Origin of the sequence: Psychrobacter sp. (assembly GCF_030454045.1) — a bacterium.
Lineage (GTDB): Bacteria > Pseudomonadota > Gammaproteobacteria > Pseudomonadales > Moraxellaceae > Psychrobacter.
The window spans coordinates 14,570-39,235 of sequence record NZ_JAKDJE010000023.1; the positions used below are offsets into that span (position 1 = coordinate 14,570).

21 protein-coding genes are annotated in these 24,666 nt (G+C 45.1%); 9 read left to right on the forward strand and 12 right to left on the reverse strand.

From position 1 onward, the window contains the following. Nucleotides 1-85: 85 nt before the first annotated feature. The 4 genes from L0G63_RS06210 to L0G63_RS06225 all read right to left on the reverse strand — a co-directional run bounded on the left by L0G63_RS06210 (nucleotide 86) and on the right by L0G63_RS06225 (nucleotide 4,484). Nucleotides 86-880: an ABC transporter ATP-binding protein gene (locus L0G63_RS06210; RefSeq protein ID WP_075107056.1), complete on the reverse strand. Its 795-nt coding sequence runs from the start codon at nucleotides 878-880 to the stop codon at nucleotides 86-88. Between the two features lie 64 nt (nucleotides 881-944). Beyond that, nucleotides 945-1,844, reverse strand: coding sequence for an ABC transporter permease (locus tag L0G63_RS06215; protein WP_301449855.1), 900 nt, complete (start codon nucleotides 1,842-1,844; stop codon nucleotides 945-947). 435 nt (nucleotides 1,845-2,279) lie between these two features. Next, on the reverse strand, nucleotides 2,280-3,314 hold the full coding sequence (locus L0G63_RS06220; RefSeq protein WP_301449856.1) for an ABC transporter substrate-binding protein: 1,035 nt from the start codon (nucleotides 3,312-3,314) through the stop codon (nucleotides 2,280-2,282). Between the two features lie 108 nt (nucleotides 3,315-3,422). Next, nucleotides 3,423-4,484, reverse strand: a complete 1,062-nt coding sequence (locus tag L0G63_RS06225) for an ABC transporter substrate-binding protein (RefSeq protein WP_301449857.1) — start codon at nucleotides 4,482-4,484, stop codon at nucleotides 3,423-3,425. A gap of 604 nt (nucleotides 4,485-5,088) precedes the next feature. Between L0G63_RS06225 and L0G63_RS06230 the strand changes: the two genes are divergently transcribed. Then, nucleotides 5,089-5,493 (forward strand): hypothetical protein, encoded by a 405-nt coding sequence (locus tag L0G63_RS06230; RefSeq protein WP_301449858.1) that lies wholly within the window; start codon nucleotides 5,089-5,091, stop codon nucleotides 5,491-5,493. Nucleotides 5,494-5,611: 118 nt separating this feature from the next. Here the strand turns inward: L0G63_RS06230 and metG are convergent, their stop codons facing one another. Next, a complete protein-coding gene (gene metG, locus L0G63_RS06235; RefSeq protein ID WP_301449859.1) occupies nucleotides 5,612-7,696 on the reverse strand; it encodes a methionine--tRNA ligase in 2,085 nt (694 codons plus the stop codon). A gap of 351 nt (nucleotides 7,697-8,047) precedes the next feature. After that, nucleotides 8,048-9,463 (reverse strand): GntP family permease, encoded by a 1,416-nt coding sequence (locus L0G63_RS06240; protein ID WP_301449860.1) that lies wholly within the window; start codon nucleotides 9,461-9,463, stop codon nucleotides 8,048-8,050. Between the two features lie 343 nt (nucleotides 9,464-9,806). Between L0G63_RS06240 and L0G63_RS06245 the strand changes: the two genes are divergently transcribed. The 6 genes from L0G63_RS06245 (at nucleotide 9,807) to dcd (ending at nucleotide 15,865) form a co-directional block, all read left to right on the forward strand. After that, nucleotides 9,807-11,147: a short-chain fatty acid transporter gene (locus L0G63_RS06245; RefSeq protein ID WP_301449861.1), complete on the forward strand. Its 1,341-nt coding sequence runs from the start codon at nucleotides 9,807-9,809 to the stop codon at nucleotides 11,145-11,147. Nucleotides 11,148-11,319: 172 nt separating this feature from the next. After that, nucleotides 11,320-12,033, forward strand: a complete 714-nt coding sequence (locus tag L0G63_RS06250) for a CoA transferase subunit A (protein ID WP_301449862.1) — start codon at nucleotides 11,320-11,322, stop codon at nucleotides 12,031-12,033. Between the two features lie 101 nt (nucleotides 12,034-12,134). Then, entirely contained in the window at nucleotides 12,135-12,764 is a 630-nt protein-coding gene (locus L0G63_RS06255; protein ID WP_301449863.1) for a 3-oxoacid CoA-transferase subunit B, read from the forward strand. A gap of 123 nt (nucleotides 12,765-12,887) precedes the next feature. Then, nucleotides 12,888-13,691, forward strand: a complete 804-nt coding sequence (locus L0G63_RS06260; protein ID WP_301449864.1) for a 3-hydroxybutyrate dehydrogenase — start codon at nucleotides 12,888-12,890, stop codon at nucleotides 13,689-13,691. 226 nt (nucleotides 13,692-13,917) lie between these two features. After that, entirely contained in the window at nucleotides 13,918-15,147 is a 1,230-nt protein-coding gene (gene apbC, locus L0G63_RS06265; RefSeq protein WP_301449865.1) for an iron-sulfur cluster carrier protein ApbC, read from the forward strand. Nucleotides 15,148-15,289: 142 nt separating this feature from the next. Beyond that, nucleotides 15,290-15,865: a dCTP deaminase gene (dcd, locus tag L0G63_RS06270; RefSeq protein WP_058024138.1), complete on the forward strand. Its 576-nt coding sequence runs from the start codon at nucleotides 15,290-15,292 to the stop codon at nucleotides 15,863-15,865. 104 nt (nucleotides 15,866-15,969) lie between these two features. On the opposite strand, the gene L0G63_RS06275 is transcribed toward dcd, so the two are convergent. From L0G63_RS06275 to L0G63_RS06300, 6 genes are all read right to left on the reverse strand, one after another. Next, nucleotides 15,970-16,404, reverse strand: coding sequence for a ClpXP protease specificity-enhancing factor (locus L0G63_RS06275; RefSeq protein ID WP_301449866.1), 435 nt, complete (start codon nucleotides 16,402-16,404; stop codon nucleotides 15,970-15,972). Between the two features lie 123 nt (nucleotides 16,405-16,527). Then, nucleotides 16,528-17,142: a glutathione S-transferase N-terminal domain-containing protein gene (locus L0G63_RS06280; RefSeq protein WP_301449867.1), complete on the reverse strand. Its 615-nt coding sequence runs from the start codon at nucleotides 17,140-17,142 to the stop codon at nucleotides 16,528-16,530. 197 nt (nucleotides 17,143-17,339) lie between these two features. Continuing rightward, nucleotides 17,340-18,056: a cytochrome c1 gene (locus L0G63_RS06285; RefSeq protein WP_301449868.1), complete on the reverse strand. Its 717-nt coding sequence runs from the start codon at nucleotides 18,054-18,056 to the stop codon at nucleotides 17,340-17,342. Further along, nucleotides 18,056-19,261, reverse strand: a complete 1,206-nt coding sequence (locus L0G63_RS06290; protein ID WP_208855372.1) for a cytochrome bc complex cytochrome b subunit — start codon at nucleotides 19,259-19,261, stop codon at nucleotides 18,056-18,058. The genes L0G63_RS06285 and L0G63_RS06290 overlap by 1 nt, the downstream gene beginning before the upstream one ends. Before the next feature lie 22 nt (nucleotides 19,262-19,283). Continuing rightward, nucleotides 19,284-19,868, reverse strand: coding sequence for a ubiquinol-cytochrome c reductase iron-sulfur subunit (gene petA, locus L0G63_RS06295; protein WP_301449869.1), 585 nt, complete (start codon nucleotides 19,866-19,868; stop codon nucleotides 19,284-19,286). Nucleotides 19,869-20,354: 486 nt separating this feature from the next. Continuing rightward, nucleotides 20,355-22,298: an ATP-binding cassette domain-containing protein gene (locus L0G63_RS06300; protein ID WP_301449870.1), complete on the reverse strand. Its 1,944-nt coding sequence runs from the start codon at nucleotides 22,296-22,298 to the stop codon at nucleotides 20,355-20,357. A 234-nt stretch (nucleotides 22,299-22,532) separates the two neighbouring features. Between L0G63_RS06300 and L0G63_RS06305 the strand changes: the two genes are divergently transcribed. Both L0G63_RS06305 and L0G63_RS06310 read left to right on the forward strand, forming a co-directional pair. Further along, the gene (locus tag L0G63_RS06305; protein WP_301449871.1) at nucleotides 22,533-22,790 is read left to right on the forward strand and encodes a SlyX family protein; all 258 of its coding nucleotides are present in this window, start codon (nucleotides 22,533-22,535) and stop codon (nucleotides 22,788-22,790) included. 219 nt (nucleotides 22,791-23,009) lie between these two features. Next, the gene (locus L0G63_RS06310; protein ID WP_301449872.1) at nucleotides 23,010-24,527 is read left to right on the forward strand and encodes an OmpP1/FadL family transporter; all 1,518 of its coding nucleotides are present in this window, start codon (nucleotides 23,010-23,012) and stop codon (nucleotides 24,525-24,527) included. Nucleotides 24,528-24,666: the final 139 nt, after the last annotated feature.

Genomic DNA, 24,666 nt, shown 5'->3' on the forward strand with positions numbered 1-24,666 from the left:
TCAAGAAAAATCCAATTTTCTTGAAGGTTTTAGGAGCAGCTAAAACAGTTATATCTGCTACATAAAATTCATAAGTTGGAAAATATTAGCTTAAAATCAAGCTATCGTCTTCGACCTTTTCGCCGCGTGTTTGCTCGAACATATCTAACAAATCGTGTACGGTCATGCCTTTACGAATGTCTCCAGACACGTCCAAGACCACTTGCCCTTGGTGCAGCATCACGGTGCGCGTACCATGTGCCAATGCTTGTTGCATAGAGTGGGTCACCATCATGGTGGTGAGCTTATTGTCTGTGACAATTTTATCTGTCAATTCTAAAACAAAGGCGGCAGTTTTTGGATCAAGGGCAGCAGTATGCTCATCGAGCAACAAAATCTTAGAGGGCTGTAGCGATGCCATCAGCAGGCTCACGGCTTGACGTTGACCACCAGAGAGTAGACCCATACGGTCTGTCAGGCGATTTTCTAGTCCCAGTTTTAACACAGACAGTTTTTCACGGAACAAGTCACGGTTGCTTTGGTTGAGGGCAAATTTTAGACCACGCTTGCCGCCGCGTTTATAGGCCAAGGCCATGTTTTCTTCAATGGTCAGCGCTTCACAAGTACCTGCCATCGGATCCTGAAAGACGCGAGCGACCCAATGCGCGCGCTGATGCGCAGATTTTTTGGTGACATCAATGCCATTTAGCAAGATTGAACCACTATCGACGCGCGTGGTACCGCTTACTGCGTTCAAAAAAGTCGATTTACCTGCACCATTGGTACCAATAACAGTGACGAACTCACCATCAGCGATATTCAAACTAATACCACGTAGGGCAGGGTTTTCGATAGGTGTGCCTGGATTAAAGGTCAACTGTAAATCGGTGGCTTGCATCATAATCGTTATTCCTTATTATCTCTTCGGGCAAAGCAAGTGCTGTTGGTACTTGCTTAAACTGTCATTAGGCGCGAACTTTGCGTGATAAAAACTTCGTTTTCGCTTTTGGTAAGACCAAAGCCAGTACCACGAGTAACGCGGTAATTAAGTTCAAATCTTGCGGACCAAAGCCGATACTACGCAGCGTATCGCTCGATAGTGCGACCTGAATAAACAGCTTGTACAATACTGCACCGACCACAACCGCAAAGGTAATTAACCAAATACGCTTGGCAGGAATGATGGTCTCACCAATGATGACTGCTGCTAGACCGATGACGATGGTGCCGATACCGATAGAAATATCAGCGCCGCCTTGGGTCTGGACAAATAGCGCACCTGCCAAGGCAATCAAACCGTTAGAGATCGCCATACCGATAATGGTCATCCATGAGGTATTGATACCTTGCGCCTGTGCCATTCTCAAGTTTGAGCCCGTAGCACGCATTGATAAACCAGTTTCGGTACTATAAAACCAGTTTAAAAATATCATAGCAATCGCCACGACGACCCCGATAATCAGACAGCGCATCCAATAACCATTGCCATTAGTCACTAAGGTACTAAATACCGTCGTTTCACCAAGTAGCGGTAGGTTTGGGGCGCCCATGATGCGTAGGTTGACAGAATATAGGGCAACCATCACCAAGATACTGGCAAGCAATTGTAGGATGCCAAGTTTGACGTGCAGCCATGCAGTAACGATACCGGCGATTGAGCCTGCTAGCATACCAAAAGCACAAGCGAGCCAAGGATTAATCCCAGCAACGATAGAGATACCAGTGACCGCGCCACCTAACGGAAAGCTACCGTCCGCTGTCAAGTCAGGGAAGTCGAGTGTACGAAATGAGATCAGCACACCGAGTGCGACGAGGCCATAGATCAGACCACTTTCAAGCGCACCAAAAAAAGCAATTAAAGACATAAGAGATCAGTAAGTCATAACTCAGTGTCTAGCGTATGGAACCAAGATAGGTGAGTGGCAAGCGCCAAAACCTTCTACATGCTAAACAGCTAAGCGGTGAATTTAACAGATTAAGCAATCTGCGGTTAGGGTAAACCAAAACAGGTCACGATTAACAACGATCATAAGTTACCTTGGTTTAAAGCTATAGTTCGAGCCATGGCAATATTTAATGCAGCAAAAATGTATTTTACTTAACAAATAGCAGATAAGCTAACTACAGCAATATATGAAACAAGCTATTTAAATGGGTTCTGCTGAAACAAGAAGCCCAGCCTACTGACTCATAGCTGGGTTTCTTGTCAAACATTTAGCATGACAGCACAAAAGCGCAATCACTGATTCATACTATGATTTTGCTCATGGCTGCTATGGTAAGCCAAATAAAAAGGTGCGTTATTCTACCACTTCTTTTGCTTTATCGATAACTGCTTGTGACAAAGCAATGCCTTCTTCTTCAGCATGTTTTGGGCTGACGTGCAAATCAAGCGCTTGTGGGGTATAAACAGGAATAGCACCTGCTTTTTCACCGTTCAAGATACGCACAACGATCTTACCCGTTTCACGACCAAGCTCGTAGTAGTTGACGCCCAAAGCGGCAACAGCACCGCGCTCAACTGAGCTGGTATCTGAGGCGATCAGTGGAATCTTGCTTTCTTTGGCGATTTGATAGAGTGACTCGTAAGCTGAGACCACGTTATTGTCTGTTGAGGTGTAGATCATATCGACCTTACCTTCTAGGCTGCGTGCTGCCATTGCGATGTCATTACTGCGCTGTGCAGGTGCTTCAAGCACGTTAATGCCTTGAGGGGTCAGTTTTTCTTTGAGGTTTTTTAGAATAACCGTTGAGTTGACTTCACCTGGACTATAGACATAACCGACATTTTTTAGTTCAGGAATGACTTGGCGCATCAATTCAATTTGCGGCTCATATGGTAGGGCATCTGAGGCTCCTGTTACGTTGGTGCCAGAGCCGTCCAAACTTGGCACTAGCTTGGCAGCGACTGGATCAGTCACGGCAGAGAATACCAGTGGAATGCTACTCGTTGAGGCGGCCACAGACTGTGCAGATGGGGTAGCAATCGCCACGATCACATCTGGATCATCAGCGACGAACTGTTTGGCAATCTGACCGGCTGTCGCAGTGTTACCTTGTGCGCTTTGGAAGTTGACCGTTAGGTTTTCACCATCTTTGAATCCTGCTTCGTTTAACTCATCGATCACGCCTTTGCGTACATCATCAAGTGCTGGATGCTCAACGATTGCCGTGATGGCAACTGTTTTCATGACTGCCGCGGCTTCACCGCCCGCCGCGCCATCGATTGTATCTGGATCATCTGTAGGCGACTGATTACAACCAGTCAAGATAGCAGTGCATACGCTACCGAGTAGTAGTGCTTTGCCAAACTTAAAGCGGTTTTGATACAACATGGGTCTCACTCCTAAAAAGTAATAATGTGTCCGTACATTATTTAATAGATGGGTAAAAGGGTAAAAAGAGTCATCTACATAGATGGCTATTAGAGCTGTTTGTCGGTCTTATTTATCAGTGCTTTTTGCTTGTTCGTCGACATTGATGCCATTTTTTAGCAGTTCTGCTGGCAAGGTGACGCCTTGCGTCTCGGCATGCTTAGGACTGATATATAGGGTTAGGTCGTTCATGATTTGAGGTTCAATCGTGTTGATGGCTTCGCCATTCAATACGCGGTACACCATCTTGCCTGTGGTACGGCCAAAGTCATAATCATTGACACCAAGTGCCGCCGCCGCGCCGCGCTTCACACTGAACTCATCAGACGCGACAATGGGTAATTTTAATTCATTCGCCGCTTGGGTCATGGCTTCAAAAGCAGAAGCAACATTATTGTCAAATGAGGTATAGATGATATCTGCGCGTCCTTGCAAGCTACGCGTTGCCATGCCGATATCGGTTGGACGATTGGCAGGGATGTCTAACAACGTCAGACCTCGTGCTGGCAGGGCTTGCTTTAGACTATCACGCAATGACACTGAGTTGGCTTCGCCTGGGCTGTAAACGTAGCCGATCGTTTTCATATCAGGTTTTATTTGCTGCAATAAGTCTAACTGCGGCTCTAGAGGTAGCTGACTCGATAATCCTGTCAAATTGCTTTGAAAGGGCTTGCCATCTTCAGTGATGAGCTTGGCACCTAATGGATCTGACACAGCCGTATAGATAATAGGAATCGTGGTGGTCGCAGCGACAATCGACTGGGCCGATGGTGTCGAGATAGCAACGATGGCGTCCGGATTGTCTCCTGCAAACTGCTTAGCAATCTGTCCTGCTGTCGCGGTATTGCCCTGTGCACTTTGGAAGTTGACCGTTAGGTTTTGGCCCTCAACATACCCATTGTCTGCCAGCTCATCGATGATGCCGCGGCGCATGTCATCCAATGATGGGTGCTCAACGATCTGGGTAATCGCAATGGATTTGGCAGGTTTTTCTGCATCTACCGCAGCACTATTTTCAGTGGTTGCTGGGGTGTCAGTAGAGGAGTTCGAGCAGCCTATCAGGCCAAGTGTGCTAATGGCACTAAGAGCAACGCCATATAGGCTTAAGCGTAGAGTAGAAGCAATAATCATTATTAGGATAACTCATAGGTTATATCAATTATAAAAACCAAGTGAGTACTGCCAGATTGATCAAGCCTACTAATAGCAATGCTCAAATGATCTGTTTGGTTCTCTTTGGTTTTAAAAAAGATATTGGAGAATGCAGATTAGCCGAGTCAATACTATGTTGATGCCAAAATAGCAGGCTAACCATTAAATAAAGTAATCGTTCCGTCGATTATTATGTTCATATTATGACAGCAATGTAAGTTATCGCAATAAAAAATTAAGGCGCATTCGTCATAGGTGTATTTAGTAAGAATAACGGGCATTATCTTAAATATTTTTTTGAGCATTGCCATAAGCGTGGACGTGAGCGTTTGACCACAAAAACACACCCCTTAACGCCTTTTTTTATCCAATACACAGACAGGCAAAAAGCGTACAAGCTAGCAACGCATCTATTACGAACCCAATTCATAATTAACGTAAGCTAATGTTTATATAAAAATTTTTTATATGAGAAGTAGAGTACGTCCAAAATCCATATCATTACTATGTTGACGTGTTGAATATACAACGCACTCAAATATCTCATTACTATTATTCAAACGCATATTTTAAGGATAACATTATGAATACGGCTAATTTAAAGTTATTAACCATCGCTGGCATTACGGCAAGCTCATTGATTTGCCTGCCTGCTATGGCAAAAGACAATCATGGTAATGGGCACGGTCATGGCAAAGGCAACTCTGCTCACATTAGTAAAGATTACAACCATAACAATTATCAAAATAATGGTAATGCCCGCCCGAATATTAATGCGTATCGCAATGCTAGTCCTAACGCCTCATTCAAGCGTGACCTTGATAAATACGGTTATAGAGTAGTTGGTAAGATTGACAGAAGGGATTATGATCGTTCTGTTATTTTAGACCGTTATGATGACCGTTACGTACGTATTCGTACGCCAGAGAATAAGATTGTAACAGTGATTAATAATACGTTGGAAATTATTGATGTTTTGAGTAGATAACAGCGAGATTTAATCTTTTAAGTCACCCAGAAAAAAAACGGTCTATTTAGACCGTTTTTTTTCTTTCTTTAGTTGTTACTTACATCATTACTTAAGTTAACGTTACTTATTAATGTTCCTATGCGAGCACATCACCAATGACACAGTTATCAGGTAGCGTAACGACCGTTAGCTGAGTTTTTGGATTGCCTGTTGACAATACCATGCCTTCTGATACGCCAAATTTCATTTTACGCGGGGCAAGGTTGGTCACGCAAATGACTTTCTTACCCGTCAGTTGCTCAGGCTCATAGAACTTACGAATACCGCTAAACACGTTGCGTGGCTTATCTTCGCCCACATCTAGGGTGAATTGTAGTAATTTGTCTGCGCCTTCTACGTGATTGCACTCAAGCACTTTAGCGACTTTCATCTCAACCTTAGCAAAGTCTTCGATACCAATATAGTCGGCATCCGCTGCATCAGTATTTTTGGCAGCTGCTTTCTCTTTATCGTTAGCATTGTCCGCAGTCGGTGTGGCTTCCAAAGAGGCCTTTGATGCGTCGACCATCGCTTGTACGTTTTTCTCTTCAATGCGCTGCATCAATGGTTTGAACTTGTTGATTTGATGACCAAGTAGCCACTGGCTACGGCTGGCAAAGCTCAAATCATCCAAGTTCAAGAACGCTTTGGCATTGTCCGTCATCTCAGGCAATACGGGTGCCAGATAGACCATCAATTGACGGAAGATGTTGATCGCGACCGAGCAGACGTCTTGAACTTCTTGCTCAGTACCTTCTTGTTTCGCCAGTGACCATGGCTTTTTGGCATCGATATATTCGTTCGCTTTATCCGCGCACTGCATGATGAGGCGCATAGCGCGTGAAAATTCACGATTTTCGTAAGCAGCAGCAATCTCATCGCCCGTTTTGGTAATGTCTTCTAATAGGCGCGGTTCAGCGCAGGTGTCAGACAGTATACCGTCGTATTTTTTGACCAAAAAGCCTGCGCTACGGCTGGCGATATTGACCACTTTGCCGACCAAGTCAGAGTTGACCTTTTGCATAAAGTCTTCTAAGTCAAGGTTGATATCCTCGACTTTGTCAGACAGCTTACTGGCAAAGTAATAACGCAGGTACTCAGGATGCAAGTGCTCAGCGTAAGTTTCGGCTTTAATAAAGGTGCCGCGTGACTTACTCATTTTTTCGCCATTGACCATCAAGAAACCATGAGCAAAAACGCCCGTTGGTGTACGGAACTCACTACCCGCAAGCATGGCTGGCCAAAACAGCGCATGGAAATAAACGATGTCTTTACCGATGAAGTGATAAACTTCAGTTTTGTGCTCGTTTTCTTGCATCCAGTAACGGTCAAAATCCAGCGCGTTTTCAGTACCTACGCGTTTATCACATAGGTTTTTAAAGCTTGCCATGTAGCCGACTGGCGCATCGAGCCAGACATAAAAGTATTTGTCCGGCTCATCACTTGGCGTATCTGGAATTTGAAAGCCGAAGTAGGGCGCATCACGTGAGATATCCCAGCTGGCAAGTCCAGCATCAAACCATTCTTGTAGTTTATTAGCGACTGATGTTTGTAGACGACTGTCACTGCGTGTCCAGTCTTTTAAGAACTGCTCAAACTCAGGCAAATCAAAGAAATAATGCTTAGACGTTTTAAGCACAGGCGTTGCATCAGACAACGTTGAGTGCGGATCTTTCAGATCTGTCGCATCATAAGTGGTGCCACAAACTTCACAGTTATCGCCGTACTGGTCTGGTGAATCACACTCTGGGCAAGTTCCTTTGACAAAACGATCTGCTAGAAACAACTGCTTTTCTGGATCAAAAAGTTGCTCAACATCTTTTGTACTGATATGGCCAGCATCATTAAGGCGACGATAAATCAGCTCAGAGAATTGCTTGTTTTCTTCAGAATGCGTGGAGTGGTAATTATCAAAATCAATCAAAAATTTACTGAAATCTGCTTCGTGCGACGCTTTCACTGAAGCAATTTGCGCCTCTGGTGTTACGCCGTTGGCTTCTGCCTTGAGCATGATTGCCGTACCGTGTGCATCATCCGCGCAGACATAGGTGACTTGATGGCCTTGCGCTTTCATCGCACGTACCCAAATGTCTGTCTGAATATATTCTACAAGATGCCCCAAATGGATATGGCCATTGGCGTAGGGCAGCGCACTGGTTACTAGAATCTCACGCACTTTCATCACCTATATTTTTATATAAACGGGTTGGTTATCAAATGTTTTTGACCATTTATGGCTATTAAACACGATATTATCAAGATCAAAAATTTCCAAAAATAAGAAAAATCAAAAAAGTGTGCCTATGATACCGTAATTCAGATAATTTTGTGATATTCCTTAGTAATTACTTCCTATGGAGTCGTTAGACAGTGATGGCAAGCAGTAGGTCTGCACTGCATCTGATGGTGATATGACCATTAAAAAAACCCACTACGGCTGCCGCAAAGTGAGGTTTTTGTTAGGTTATTGGCTTTGGTATCCGTAGGCGATAAGGATATATGGCGTGTCTGTTTTAGAGGCCGCCAAACCGTTTTAGAGTGAACCGAACAGTGTGCCCAAAATAATGACCGCAATGACCGCAATTAAAGGAATGACCATGGTCACCATTGCCAAGTTTAAGTATGACTGTTTGTGAGTCAGGCCGCAGATGGCAAATAGGGTGATGACTGCGCCACTGTGCGGTAGCGTATCGAGACCGCCTGCTGCCATGACAGCCACACGGTGCATGAGCTCAGGGTCGATACCCGCCGCAAGCGCCATACGTAGATAGTCTTCGCCCAATGTCGATAGTGCAATACTCAAACCGCCAGATGATGAGCCTGTGATACCAGCAAGCGTCGTCATAGCCACCGCTTCTGAGATCAGCGGGTTATCAGGGGTGAGGTTTAGAATGCTGTCACGAATTACTAGGAACCCTGCTAATGATGCGATAACGGCGCCATAACCCACTTCTGATGCGGTATTGAAGATTGGCAGCATCGAGTCATAAGTACCACGGTTAATGGTTTTTTGTAGGTTGTTCCAGTGTCCAATGTGTAGCAAGATTAACACCACACAAGCCACGACTAACGAGATGATAATGGACCATAACCCGAGCGATCCATCTATATTTAAATCGGGAAACTGAATTTGTAGGCTACTAAAATCGATAGATGGAAAGATGGCATAAGTGAATAAGGCGTTCAATCCGATGACCAAGACGAGCGGAATCATGGCAACGGTAAAGGAAGTCTGATGCGTGCTTAATACGTCAGCTTCTTTAGCATTATCGCCAATGCCGCCTACATCTTCGTCATCATGTTGACCATAGCCTTCGCCAGCGTTATTGGCTTTTTTGGCGCGTGATTGCAACCACATCCAGCCACCAATAAACATAATCATACCGCCGATAATCCCCAAAATAGGCGCAGCAAAGACATTGGTATTGTAGTAAGGGATGGGAATGGCGTTTTGAATGGCTGGCGTGCCAGGCAGTGCGGTCATGGTAAAGGTAAATGATCCTAGGGCAATGGCAGCAGGAATCAAACGTTTTGGAATATCGGCAGCTTTAAATAAATCTTTGGCAATAGGATAAATGGCAAAAGCCACCACAAACAGTGATACCCCGCCGTAAGTCAAAATTCCGCAGACCAAGATCACCGCGAGAATGGCTTTGCTGGCACCGAGCTTTTCGACGACGGTACTGGCAATCGCGGTTGCCGCACCAGAATCCGCCATTAAACGCCCAAACAATGCCCCGAGTAAAAATATAGGAAAGAACTTAAGTAAGAATCCACTCAAGGCACCCATAAAGATATCAGTATAAGCGGGAATCGTGTTTAAAAAATCGCCTGAGAGTAAAACGGCAAGTGTCGCCATGATGGGAGCAAGAATGAGTACCGAATAACCGCGATAAGCAAAAAACATGAGTAATAATAAGGTGATAACAATCGCAAATGTGCTGAACATATAGCCCTCCTTGGCAACATAAAAACAGCGAATAGGTTGTACTTGTTCATTATCTCTATCGAGAAATTATTGAATAATAATAAGCACTTGGCTGCTAACATCACGTAGATGTTATTTTCTAATCATTAAGCAACTGGTCGCTGCAAAAATAATATGTTAAGTTAGCATAAGTGTTTTAAATATGATATATCGATATAATATGTATTATTATAAATAGATATATCAAGTATGGTGCTTGCTAGCAACGGTATTGGCTAAACGCCACTCTAGTGATAGCAAGCACTGACTATAACAATGAATGATTCACCTCATCACAAGCATCAGATTTACAGGGAATGTGAATATGTTTAGTGCCATCACCAATGCGAGCGTGCAGCTGGTCAACCGTTACCTGCCATCGCCATTCGTCTTTTCTATTGTGTTGACCCTCATTGCATTTGTCGTTGGCTTAGTGATTACTGGCCAAGATATGATTGCGATGGCAGGACACTGGGGCAATGGCCTGTGGTCGCTACATAGCTTTGCCATGCAAATGGCGCTGATTTTGGTCACAGGCTACGCGTTTGCCAGTGCGCCATTCATTCAGCGACTGCTAGACAACTTAGCCAGTCACGTGCATTCGCCTACGACCGCCATTATCGTCTCAACCTTGGTCGGTCTGGTCGGCTCATGGATAAACTGGGGCTTTGGTCTGATTATTGGCGCGATCTTTGCCAAATCCTTGGCCAAAAAAGTGGCCAATGTCGACTATCCATTATTGGTCGCTGCGGCTTATTCGGGCTTTGTTATTTGGCATGGCGGCTTTTCAGGCTCGATACCACTGACACTCAGCTCAGGCGGTGACACACTGCTGACACTGTCTGGTAATACCATGAGTGAGGCGGTGCCATTGTCGCAGACCGTATTTGCAGGCTATAACTTATTGATGGTGGGGCTACTCATTGTCATCCTGCCGCTGCTCAACCGCTTTATGCATCCCAAACATCCTACCGTGATTGATCCAAAGCTGATCGAAGAAGAGATCTATGTCGCGCCGCCCAGAGAAACACCCGCGCAGAAGCTGGATGATAGTCGCATCATCGCGGTGATATTGCTAGCGCTGGCATTGATGTATTACATCAGCGAGTTTGGCAACAACGGTATCAATCTGGGGCTAAACATCGTCATTGGGCTGTTTCTATTTATCGGTTTGCTGTCGCACGGCACGCTAGAGCGCTACTACCGCGCTGTCCATTCAGGCATTGGCGGCATCACAGGCATCGTCTTACTGTTCCCATTTTACGGCAGTATCATGGGCATTATGACGGGTGCCAATGCCAATGGCATTTCTATTAGCACCCAAGTTACCGAATTTTTTGTCAATTCTGCCTCCGCAGACAGCTTTCCTATTTTTGCCTTTTTAAGTGCTGGTTTGGTCAATGTCTTTGTGCCATCAGGGGGCGGACAGTTTGCGGTACAAGGCCCTGTGATGATTCCTGCTGGTATTGAGCTGGGGGTTAATCCCGCCATTACCGCCATGGCGATCGCATGGGGTGACGCGTGGACCAATATGATTCAGCCGTTTTGGGCACTGCCATTACTGGGTATTGCAGGCTTAGATGCACGGGCGATTATGGGGTATTGCTTGATCGTGCTGGCGGTATCTGGCGCCATCATCATGAGCGTGTTTTGGCTTGTGGCATAACGCCTATAGATAAGCGGAATAAAAGATAAGTGGAACAAACTGAAAAAAACAACAAGACAACAATTGCGAGTAGTACCAGTCAAACATGAGCACAGAGATACTTGATATATTCAATACCGTATCGATGAATACAGGGATTAAAAAGTACAAACAATAATCATAGGAGATAAATATGAGTCAATCAAAAGTATACAGCAGCGCCGAAGACGCCCTAAATGGTGTTGTTAGTGATGGGCAAATGCTCGCCATTGGCGGTTTTGGCCTTTGCGGTATTCCAGAAGCCTTGATCACCGCCTTACGTGATAGCGGCGTCAACGAACTGACGTGTATCAGCAATAACGCAGGTGTGGATGACTTTGGCCTAGGGCTACTATTACAAACGCGCCAAATCAAAAAAATGATCTCATCATACGTGGGCGAAAACAAAGAGTTTGAACGCCAATACTTGGCAGGCGAGTTGGAGGTGGAGCTAACCCCGCAAGGCACGCTCGCTGAAAAGTTGCGCGCAGGCGGGGCAGGGATTCCAGCGTTTTATACCGCGACAGGTGTGGGCACACAAATCGCTGAGGGCAAAGAAACTCGTGACTTTGATGGGCGTACTTATTTGCTTGAGCGCTCACTACGTGCTGACGTGGCGCTGGTAAAAGCCCAAAAAGCAGATAAAGCAGGCAACCTGATTTTTAACAAGACCGCGCGCAACTTTAACCCTGATTGTGCCATGGCAGGTAAGATCACCATCGCAGAAGTGGAAGAGATCGTCGAGATTGGTGAGATTGACCCTGATGACGTGCATTTATCAGGCATTTTTGTGCAGCGTGTGGTGCTCAACGCAAGCCCTGAAAAGCGTATCGAAAAGGTGACGACCAAAGCGGCAAGCAAGGGCTGATAGCAGTGCGATAAAAAAATAAAGTCATAACACCTGTGCAGGTAATCTATGTCCGCACGGGCATTTAAAACAAAATATAAAAAAAGAGTAAGGACAATCTCATGGCATGGACAAGAGAACAAATGGCGCAGCGCGCCGCACAAGAGCTACAAGATGGCTATTATGTCAATCTGGGCATCGGCTTGCCCACCTTGGTCGCCAACTATATCCCAGAGGGTATGGATGTTTGGCTACAGTCAGAAAATGGGCTACTCGGTATTGGTGAGTTTCCAACCGAAGACGCCGTTGATGCCGATCTCATCAATGCAGGCAAGCAGACCGTAACCGCGCAGGCAGGATCGAGCTATTTTAGCAGCTCAGAGTCGTTTTCGATGATTCGCGGCGGTCATGTCAATCTTGCGATTTTGGGCGCAATGGAAGTGTCTGAACACGGCGATTTGGCCAACTGGATGATACCCAAAAAAATGGTCAAAGGTATGGGCGGCGCGATGGATTTGGTCGCTGGTGTGCAGCGCGTGATCGTATTGATGGAGCAGGTTAATAAACATGGCCAGCCCAAAATCCTTGCCAATTGTGAGCTGCCATTGACGGGTAAGGGCGTGGTTGATCGTATCATCACCGAGCTTGCGGTACTAGATGTCACTGATAGTGGTTTGAAATTGGTTGAGCTTGCTGATGGTGTCAGCTTTGACGAGTTGCAAGCGCAAACGCCAGTCACGATTGCACAGTAAATCCCGTACTGTTAACAGTCTCGCCAAGCGCTAACAGATAGCAACTGAGTGAGACTTTTGATATAAACCATTATTGCCCAGCGCTAAGATTATCCTTAGTAGGGCTGAGCATAGGACACTATTATGGCAACAGCGCTACAACAAGATTTGACAGGTAAAGTGGCATTGGTCACTGGTTCTGCAAGTGGTATCGGTCGTGACATCGCTGAAACTTATGCAAAAGCAGGCGCCGCAGTTGGTATTGCAGATATCGATAGCGAGGCGGCACAACAAACGGTTAATGCCATTGAAGCAGATGGCGGACGCGCGCTTGCGATTGTGATGGATGTGACTGATGAGCAGGCGGTCAACGAGGGTGTGCAAGCGTTGGTCGATACCTTTGGCAGTATTGATATTTTGGTCTCTAATGCGGGCATCCAAATCATCGATCCGATTGACAAAATGGATATCAGTGCATGGCGCAAGATGCTGGCGATTCATTTGGATGGGGCGTTTTTGACCACCAAAGCAGCGCTCAAACACATGTACCAAGCGGGTAGCAACGGCGGCACCGTCATCTACATGGGCTCGGTACATTCTCATGAAGCCTCACTGTATAAAGCGCCTTATGTCACTGCAAAACATGGACTGCTTGGTCTGTGCCGCGTACTTGCCAAAGAAGGCGCGGAGCATAATGTGCGCGCGCATGTGATTTGCCCGGGGTTTGTCAAAACGCCACTGGTCGAAAAACAAATCCCTGAGCAAGCACGTGAGAAAGGCATCAGCGAAGAAGAAGTGGTCAGCGACATCATGCTGGTCAACACGGTTGACAAAGAGTTCACGACCGTTAGCGATATTGCTCAGCTGGCCCTGTTTTTGGCCGCATTTCCGACCAATGTTTTTACAGGTCAGTCCATTGTCGCCAGTCATGGCTGGTTTATGAACTGAACACGGCAGTATGATGACAAACATCGCGAGGTATCATGTGATCACATTCCACCACAACATCAGGCTTACTGGCGTTGTGGTTTTTTTATGCCCATAATTGAGCTACACTGTCACGGTAAAAGGTTTGGCGAAAGTATTCACGGTTATTATCGTTTGTTAGATGTGCGGTGGTACGAGTTGACTGATGGGCCAAACCCACTCACTTGTATAGGCAATAACGAAAGCTATGTTTAATTTTATGAAGAAAAAAACCACAAAAACAGAAACGCCTCAACAGCAAGCAGAACGTGATAGCGCCGTTGATAAAGTATTGCTTGGGTATGAGATCGGTACAGTCAGCATTGCGACCATGGTGACAGGTCTCGAGCGTAATGGTGAGGCGCTGACCTTAGATTTACGTCTGCCACAAGATAGCAGCCCTGAGGCTATCCAGCAGGAGCTTGGTCAATTGCTACAGCCGCATGGTATTACGACAATTCACATGAATGTTCGCCTACCTGCGCCAGCAAAAGGGGCAGGCGCAAGCTTACCAAAGCAGATGCCCAAAACGACAAATGCGATGGAGACAGCGCCTAAAAGTCAAACCAATAGTGCGAGCAGTACAGATAATGCCAATGCTGAGCCGCCCATCACCAAAGCTGCACCTACGCAAGCCTCATTGGCTGCGCATCCTCGTATCCGCCATATTATTGTTGTGGCATCAGGTAAGGGCGGCGTTGGCAAATCAACGACGACTGTGAACATCGCACTGGCATTACAAAAGCTGGGTAACCGCGTGGGCGTGCTTGATGCGGATATATATGGGCCTAGTATGCCGACAATGCTAGGTGTTGCCGATGTGAAGCCGCAATTAGAAAACGAGCAATTTGTCCCAGTGGATGCTCATGGTCTTGCGATGCTCTCTATTGGTAGTTTGCTTGATGGAGACAATACCCCAGTGGCATGGCGTGGGCCTAAAGCCACAGGGGCGCTCATGCAATTATACAACCAAACCAACTGGCCACAGCTCGATTATTTGGTGATTGATATGCCCCCAGGTACAGGCGACATACAGCTAACCTTGGCTCAGCGCATCCCAGTCACGGGCGCTGTGATTGTCACAACTCCGCAGCACGTTGCCTTGCTCGATGCGCAAAAAGGGGTTGAGATGTTTAACAAAACCAGTATTCCTGTGCTTGGTGTGGTTGAAAATATGGCGCTACATACGTGCAGTAATTGCAACCATACCGAAGCCATCTTTGGAACGGGCGGCGGTGAGATTATCGCTGAGCAGTATCAAGTGCCACTATTAGGACAACTACCACTCGCCAGCGGCATTCGCGCCCAAGTAGATAAAGGTGAGCCAAGCGTTTTGGCTGATGATGAATTTGCGACTTACTATTTGAGCATTGCCAAAAACATCGAAAAAAATATCAATAAATTTGCCAAACCTAGCGATGATAAGCGGATTTTTTGAAGGTCAAAAGTGTGATTGGGTAAGGCATTTATGCAAAGGCTCGTTTTTATAATGCCGCCACTTTTAAAGTGATGACTACCCTGTAAATTCAGTCATCAATTCCGTATAATCGTTGCTATTAAAAATTTGCTAAGGAACAACAATGTCTATTAAGTCCGACCGCTGGATTCGTAAAATGGCCGAAGAGCATGGCATGATCGAGCCATATGAGCCAGGTCAAGTGCGTTTCAATGATGCAGGTGAGCGCTTGGTGAGCTACGGCACCTCAAGCTACGGTTATGATGTACGCTGTGCGCCAGAGTTTAAAGTCTTTACCAATGTACATTCGGTCGTTGTCGATCCTAAAAACTTCGATGATAAAAGTTTTATCGATATTGTGGGTGATGAGTGTATTATCCCACCAAACTCATTTGCTCTCGCGCGTACGATGGAATACTTCCGTATTCCGCGTGATGTATTGACTATTTGCCTTGGCAAATCAACGTATGCACGCTGCGGTATTATCGTCAACGTTACGCCATTAGAGCCTGAATGGGAAGGTCATGTGACACTTGAGTTCAGTAACACCACCAATCTGCCTGCCCGTATTTATGCTGGTGAAGGCGTGGCGCAAATGCTGTTTTTCCAAAGTGATGCGGATGATGTGTGCGAAACCAGTTACAAAGACCGCGGCGGCAAATACCAAGGCCAGCGTGGTGTGACCTTGCCGAGAACCTAGTTAAAGATAAAGTCTCAAGTCTTTGAGCAGCCAATAAAAAAGTCAGTTATATCAAATATGACTGGCTTTTTATTATGTGAAAAATAATCAGTTTGAATGGCTGATTACTTCAGCACTTTCAACCCTGCTTTGTTATCACGCTTCGGTTTAGGTGCGGTAGCAGGTTTTTTGCTAGCAATCGATACGTCGTCTTCTGGTACATAGTTATCATATTCTTTTGGATCAAAAAACATCCCTTGTGAATTTTCTTTAGCATAGATGCCCATGACTGCTGTAAGTGGAACCCAAATCTCTTGTGAGACGCCGCCAAAGCGTGCGCTAAAATGTATGTAGTCATTTTCCATACTCATATTGCCCGTCGCACGGCTAGCAATGTTTAAGACAATGCGACCATCTTGGATGTGCTCGGTTGGCACTTGTACATTGTCAGCAGTAGCATCTACCATCAGATAAGGCGTCAGAGCGTTGTCTTCTATCCATTGATACAATGCGCGTACCATATAAGGGCGGGTAGGTGTAATAGAGGTAATTTCGCTCATCTAATGATTTCCTATAATAATGATTTTTAATAATTAAATATGTGCCGCTATTTGTCAGGCAATACAGGCGTATTGGCTGCTGTCTTATTACTTATTCTAAGCCAGCGCTTTGAGCTTGTCTAATTAGCGCACACTTTTTTGAAAGCTATCACGCTCAAAAACTCTCGTCTGATATTCAAATAGCGGACGGCTAATCGCACGTGGTAGCTCAATCCCCATTTCATCCAATCGCCATAGTAGAGGCGCTAGTAATACATCACACCAACCAAACTCATCAGCCATAAAATAAGGCTTGTGAGCGAACAGCGGTGATAGGGTGATGAGTGAGTCGCTAAGCTGCTTTTTGGCAACAGTCGCCTGTGCTTTATTAAAACTATCTGGATGCGTTAGCAGCCGCTTGCCAAGCACCAACCAATCACGCTGAATGCGCCAAGCTAACTGGCGGAACTGGGCGCGCTCTTGCGGCGTTTCAGGAAGCAATTTATTGGTATGATAGCGCTCTTCAAGATACTCAAAAATGACGTTGATCTCGTAAAGGGCAATTTCGCGCTGCTGCAATACAGGCAAGGTGTGATAGGGATTTAGCTCAGTCAAATCTTCAGGGCGCTCAGAATGCAGACGAGACAAATAGTAAGCAAGCTTTTTTTCTTCAAGTAATAGGCGTACCACATGACTGTCGTAGCCGTCATCAGCGTATAGAATTAGCTGACTACTTGGAATGTCATTCGCATCAATCATGAAAGCCTAATGTTAAGAGTGAAGGTTGTCATCGTAAACAAACTCGCAACGTTTATCAAGGTAGTGTACGTAAACATTAGCGCTGAGTGGCTTATTTTCCGGCTTATCTGGTATTTCAGCTTAATGTCAAAGCACAAAAAAAGGCACTACCAAAGTAGTGCCTTTTTTAATTATCAGAACTGTCTGCTAATTATTACTTATTTGACATCTTTCCAGAATTCTTTGTTCAACAAGTAAACTGGGATGAGTAGTACCAACAAGAATAAAATAACAAAGAAACCAATCACTTGACGGTCATGACGTGCTGGCTCTGCCATCCATGCCATAAAGTTAACTAAGTCACCAACCTCGCTTTGAAACTCTTCGGCACTCAACTGCTCTTGCATATTATGTAATACATGAGGCATTGCTGCATTTTGTAGCACTAAGTTATTAGCGCCCCAAGGACGGCTTGGATCTTCATAAAACGAGAGTAGGTAAGTATATACCCAGTCATCACCACGCAGTCTCGTCTCCAATGATAAATCTGGAGGCGCTGCGCCAAACCATGATGCCTGTACTTCAGGGTCAATCTCAGCGTCGATATGGTCACCAATTTGGTCGGTCGTGACCATCAAGTACTTCTCGACCAGCTCTGGCGGTATCTCTAAGTCTTTAGCAATGCGAGAGTGACGAACATACTTGGCTGAGTGACAACCCGCACAGTAGTTCATAAAAGTTTTCGCACCGTTTTGTAATGAGCCCTTATTGGTAAAATCAATAGGGGCAGTACTACAAGCTAAATGCTCTTCAACACCTTCAGCGTTCACGAATGTACCACATCCGTGACCACCAGCTGCCAGTGCCGTACCAGCAGTCAAGGTCAATGCCGCGCCTAAGCCTAGACCAGCTAGGGATTTAATTAGCGTGCTCATCAGTGACCTCCGGTAACGCGTTCTGGTGGCTGTTTACACTTCTCAATGGCAGTGTAGAACGGCATCAATAAGAAGAACAAGAAATATAGAATAGTAAACACGCGAGCCATGATAGTAGCTGTTGGTGTTGCAGGCGTTGCACCTAAGTAGCCCAATACGATAAAGCTAATGGCAAAGATAGTAAGTGCAATCTTAGATAAAATACCTTTATAACGCATAGAGCGTACAGGTGATCTATCAAGCCAAGGTATTAAGAATAATACAGCAATAGCAGCACCCATGGCGATAACACCACCAAGCTTATCTGGAACCGCACGCAAAATGGCATAGAAGGGCGTGTAGTACCATACTGGGGCAATATGTGCTGGTGTTTTCAGGGAGTTGGCCGTCTCAAAGTTTGGTGGCTCAAGGAAGAAGCCGCCGCCTTCTGGGAAGAAGAATACCACTGCAAAGAAACAGATAAAGAAGACTACGATACCAACCATATCATGCACAGTGTAGTACGGATGGAACTCAATACCGTCTAATGGCACACCGTTTTTGTCTTTTAGCTTCTTAATATCGATACCATCAGGGTTGTTAGAACCTACATGGTGCAATGCGACAATGTGCATGAAGACCAAGCCCACAAGGACCAATGGAATAGCGACAACGTGTAGAGCAAAGAAACGGTTTAGCGTGATACCAGAGATGATATAGTCACCACGTACCCACTCAGCAAGACCATCGCCAATCACTGGTAGTGCGGCAGGAAGGTTCAAAATAACCTGAGCACCCCAGAATGACATGTTGCCCCACGGTAGTAGGTAACCAAAGAAACCTTCTGCCATCAATGCCAGATAAATACCCATACCGATGAGCCAAATAAGCTCACGAGGTTTTTGGTATGAACCATATAGCAAGGCGCGGAACATATGTAGGTATACAACGACGAAAAACGCAGATGCGCCGGTTGAGTGCATATAGCGGATGAGCCAACCGCCTTTGACATCACGCATGATGTATTCTACAGACGCAAATGCGCCCTCGGCACTAGGGTTGTACATCATCGTCAGCCAAATACCGGTCACCAACTGGTTGACCAATACAATCATTGATAGCACACCAAAGAAGTACCAAAAGTTAAAGTTTTTTGGTGCGTAGTACTTTGACATATGGTATTCATAGGTTTCGGTCGCAGGAAAGCGCGCGTCCACCCAATGCATTAACTTTTTACCCATACTCATATTAAGCCTCCCCAACCGTCAAGATGGTACCATCCATACCATATTCTGGGATGGGTAGATTCAGCGGTGCAGGAACGCCACTAAAGACGCGACCTGCTAAGTCATATTTTGACCCGTGGCACGGACAGAAAAACCCGCCATACCAGTCATTGCCGCCCAAGTCAGCTGCGCCAACATCAGGACGGTAGTTTGGTGCACAGCCTAAATGTGTACAAACGCCTTCGACAACCAATACGGTTGGTTCGAGAGAGCGAGTAGGATTGGTACAGTATTCAGGTTGTACTGATGCAGTAGAGTCAGGATCAGACAGTAATGGTTTGACTGACTCTAGTCCTGCAACCATGTCTTCGGTACGCTTAACCACATAAATAGGTTTACCACGGTATTTGACGACGATCATTTGTCCATCTTCGATAGAACCAATGTCTTGTGTCACTGCAGCCCCTGCAGCCTCAGCTTTAGCGCTTGGATACCAAGAACGGACAAAAGGTGTCGCCACGGCAGCTACCCCAGCTGCACCAATCGCGGCAGTTGAGGCAATAAGAACTCTACGGCGTTGTACATTAACGCCTTCGGCTTGGCTCATTAATACTTCCTCCAGGTGAATGAAATGGGATTATCCCACACTGGGTTTGTGGCTTAGAAAATATACAATATCAAGCCACTTTAGCTGTGCCTAATTTTGCTAATTGTTGCTATTCTAAGCTATTTCGGTGATAAAATAAATTATTGCGTTAAAAATAAAACAACCTCAATAGGACATATTAGAAGGTTGAATGTGACAATTAAACCAAAACGGCTTGAATATCAATGCTTAACGACAGTTTGCTTTGAAAGGGATAATAAACATGATGACCTTATAAGTAATAAGGATTTTTCAGCAATAGCAAATGATACTTGAAATTACGAAAATGTTCACTAACTTTCACCATCTCACTACTGGATAAAACGTCATAAAACGAATATCACCACTCTTATAATAAGGTGGTGATATCGTCATCTGGTTATCAAAAATCGCAATGGGCTATTTTATGTTGTAGGGAAATGAGGTCAGTCAGTAGATGGCTGATAATTAGACGTCAAGTTCGCTCCAGCGCTCAAGCTTGGTCATCATTTCATCTTCAATCGTTAATAATCGCTCACTTGCAGCGGTAGCTGCATCAAAGTCACTATTGAACCAAGAGCCATCAGCCAATTTTTCTTGCAACTGAGCTTGCTCGGTTTCGAGTGCGGCGATTTCTTTTGGTAAGTTATCCAATTCACGCTGCTCATTATAATTCAGCTTTTTGGCTGCTTTTTTAGGCTTGGTATCTGCGCCAGATTTGTTTGCCGCTTTTTTGCTGACCGCATTATTGGCAGGTGCTTTTGCGGCACGTGCTGCCTCTTCTCGGGTTTTTTGCACCAAATACTCTTGGTAGCCGCCGACATACTCTTTGACGATGCCATTGCCATTTTCATCCGTGTCAAATACCCAGGTGGAGGTGACCACATTGTCCATAAATGAGCGGTCATGACTGATCAGCAAGATGGTACCGTTAAAGCTGCTGACCGACTCTTCTAATAGCTCAAGGGTGGCCATATCCAAATCGTTGGTTGGCTCATCGAGCACCAAAATATTAGCAGGTTTCAATAACTGCTTGGCCAGCAATACACGGTTACGCTCACCACCTGACAATGCTTTGACAGGCGTACGCGCACGCTCCGGGGCAAACAAGAAGTCTTGCAAATAGCTCATGATGTGCGTTTTGCGGCCACCAACGTCAACAAAGTCAGAGCCTTCTGAGACGTTTTGTGCCACGCTAGCTTCAAGATCTAGCTGATCACGTAGCTGGTCAAAAAACGCGATTTTTAGATTGGTGCCCAGTTCAACACTACCCGTTTTAGTGACTTCATCGTCGGACATGTCGAGTAGGGCTTTGATAAGGGTGGTTTTACCAGCACCGTTAGGGCCGACAATACCGATTTTGTCGCCGCGCATGATAGTGGTCGTAAAGTTGTCAACCAGTACATTACCCTCATATTCAAGGTGCAGGTTTTTGACTTTACAAACGAGCTTGCCGCTTTTTTCGCCTTGACCCATCGTGATATTGACATTGCCCACTTGCTCGCGGCGTTCGCGGCGCTCTTCACGCAATGCTTTTAGTTCACGGACGCGGCCCTCATTGCGGGTACGGCGAGCTTTGATACCTTGGCGAATCCACACTTCTTCTTGCGCCAGTTTTTTATCAAAATTGGCGTTGTTTTTTTCTTCAGCCTGTAATTGTAGCTCTTTTAGCTCTTGATAGCGGGCGTAACCCCCTTCACCTTGGGTCACGTCATAGCTGGTCAGTTGGCCACGGTCAAGCTCAATAATGCGAGTCGATAGCTTATTCACAAATGCTCTATCATGGGTAACAAATAGCAATGTCAGACCTTGCCAGTCGAGCAAAAAGCGCTCTAGCCATTCGATACTTTCAACGTCCAAATGGTTGGTTGGCTCATCAAGTAGCAGCACATCAGGCTTAGTAACTAATGCACGAGCAAGTAATACGCGGCGCTTACGACCACCAGAGAGTGATGACAAGTCATCTTCTGGATCGAGTCCCATGGTCGTGATCAGACGCATAGCATCACGTTCTAAATCCCAGCCGTGTACGGCGTCAATATCATGCTGTAGCGTTGCCATATGCTCACAGGCATCCATATCACCATTGGCACACAAATCAACTTGTTTGTTATAGTTGATTAGTAAGTCAGCAGTGTGGCGACTCCCACCCATGACGATGTCTAATATACGACCACTGGTTTCAGGAACGTCTTGCTCTAGCATGGCGACACGCATACTACTATTGGTAATAATCTCGCCACTGTCAGGCTGGAGTGAGCCATTGATTAGCTTAAATAAGGTAGATTTACCTTCGCCGTTACGACCAATTAAGCACACGCGCTCGCCTGAATTGATAGAAAAATCAATACCATCCAGAACAGGCGCGACGCCAAAGGCTAAGTGAATGTCTTTTAAATGAATCAGTGCCATAGAGTATCTTAAGCTTATATAATAGAGAGGTGGGGTTGTTGCAAAATTGCCAGCAGTATAACATGCCACCATGCAACTGTAGTGCGAGTAAATCGTTTTATCCGTACTATTTATGACATGGGTTAATAAAATCTCTGCGGTAAGCCGTATCATAAACTCGATGACACTATCTAGCTGTTGCAACTACGTTGTTTGCAACAACTTTCTTTCAATTATAATACTTTAGAGAAAAATATGAATCAATCCAATGACAAAGACGACGAGCTGAGCGTACAAGAGAATTTGCAAAATCATGTGATTGATCTTCAAATGAATCTAGCGCATCTTGAGATGACAGTAGAGAGACTTGATGAGGTGATTGCACGTCAAGATAAAGATATTCAGACATTACAGCGTCAGCTACAACTGATTTACAAACAAATAGAAAATCAAGACCCAGAGAATGGTATTGCGCCATTTGATGTGATGGCGGACAGACCGCCACATTATTAAGAGATCAAAAAGAGTGACATCAACAGTATTAAATAATCGCTATATTTGTACTTTTAGATGAAGATACTTTTTGGTGACTTTCTGGTCAGAATATAGAAATAATGTGTTTTGGCAGTTGTTTTAGTGTTTAAAAATCTTTACTATCTTCCATCTCGGATGCTGCTTACTTAAGAAAATTAAGTACGGCAGTAAAACAATGCGGATGTTTGGAGATATACAATGCGGGCAAATTTTCACTTAAAAACTCTTACAGTAGCGGTTGCTACCCTTTCTGTTATTAGCGTTGCTAACGCTGCTGGTCTTGATCGTTCAGGCCAAGACATCACCGCATTCTTACAAGATGGCACTTATGCCGAAGCTGTCTATACCTATATCGATGCTGATGTTACAGGCAAAGATACGTCAGGTAATAAAATTGATGATATCGCAGAGTCTTATGACTTTTTCCGTTATGGCGTAAAAACAGACGTTAATGATACGTTTAGCGTTGGTATTTTATATGATGAGCCTTTTGGCGCTGCAGCTGATTATAGTGGTGATAATAATTTTGTCGGTGCTCCTACTGATGCGGTCAATAATATTATTGCATCACGTTTGGGCGACAGAGGTGTTACAGATGTTCAAGGTTTAAGAGATCTAGTGGAAGGAGCGCAAGGACAAATTAGTGCTTCTGAATCTCGTTTGAATCAAGCTAGAGAACAGGTTAGACAAGCCCAAGCCGCTGTTAGCCAAAATCCAGCGCTTGAACCTGTCTTGCGTCCACAGATAAATGCTGGTTTAGCAGGTATTGCTGCTGGTGAGACACAATTAGCAGCGGGTCAAGCACAATTGAATCAACTTGAACAGTTAGAAGATTTTGCTGATGGACGCCTTGCCAATACTGAAGGAACTAAGGTTGAGGTGCGTAGTGAAAGTATTACAGGTATTTTGGGTGCGAAGTTTGGTTCGAATAAAGAGTTTCAGGTCTATGGTGGTCCTGTAGCTCAGCGTGTTAAAGCTGATGTGAGACTTCGTGGTAGCGCTTATGGTCCAGCGACCGGTTATACAGCACATATTAGCCCAGATACAGACTATGGCTACATTGCAGGTATTTCTTATAGCAAGCCTGAGATTGCTCTAAAAGCTGCTTTAACATACCGTTCTGAGATTAAACATGATGCAAAAGCTTTCGAAGTTTTCCCTATTGCTACAGCTGCCGGAGCTACAGCTGGTTTAGCCTTACCAACCACTAGATATGCCGACATCGAGATTAATACACCAGAGTCAGTAAATCTTGATTTCCAAACTGGCATCAACCCTACAACCCTAGCAACTGCAAAAGTACGCTGGGTACCATGGAGTGATTTTGCTATCGTACCATCACTATATAATGACGTTAGCAAGGTTTCGACTCAGGATGATAAGGGGTTAGCGTTAGTTAGCTATGATGACGATCAATGGCAAGTAGAGCTTGGCTTAGCCAAACGCTTAACGCCAGCATTAGCAGTTTCTGGTAATATCGGTTGGGATAGCGGTGCAGGTAACCCAGTCACTTCGTTAGGTCCTATCGAAGGCTATTATAGCGCTGGTCTTGGTGCGAAATATAATGTGACCGAGAACTGGGCGATATCTGCTGGTGGTAAATACTTATGGTTCGGTGATGCCGAAGGTCAAATCCCAAGTAAAACGATCGTTAGTGATTTCGAAAGTAACGATGGTTTTGTATTGGGTGTAAAGGTATCTTACCAAGCTCAGTAAATCACAAATAAATTATGTGATACTGTTTGCTACTAATATAAAAAAGCGATCCTTTAAGGGTCGCTTTTTTATTATCTATTTTTAAAAATCAGGTGTAATGGACAAAATTCATGCTAAAAAGTAGGTGGTAGTCGCTAAT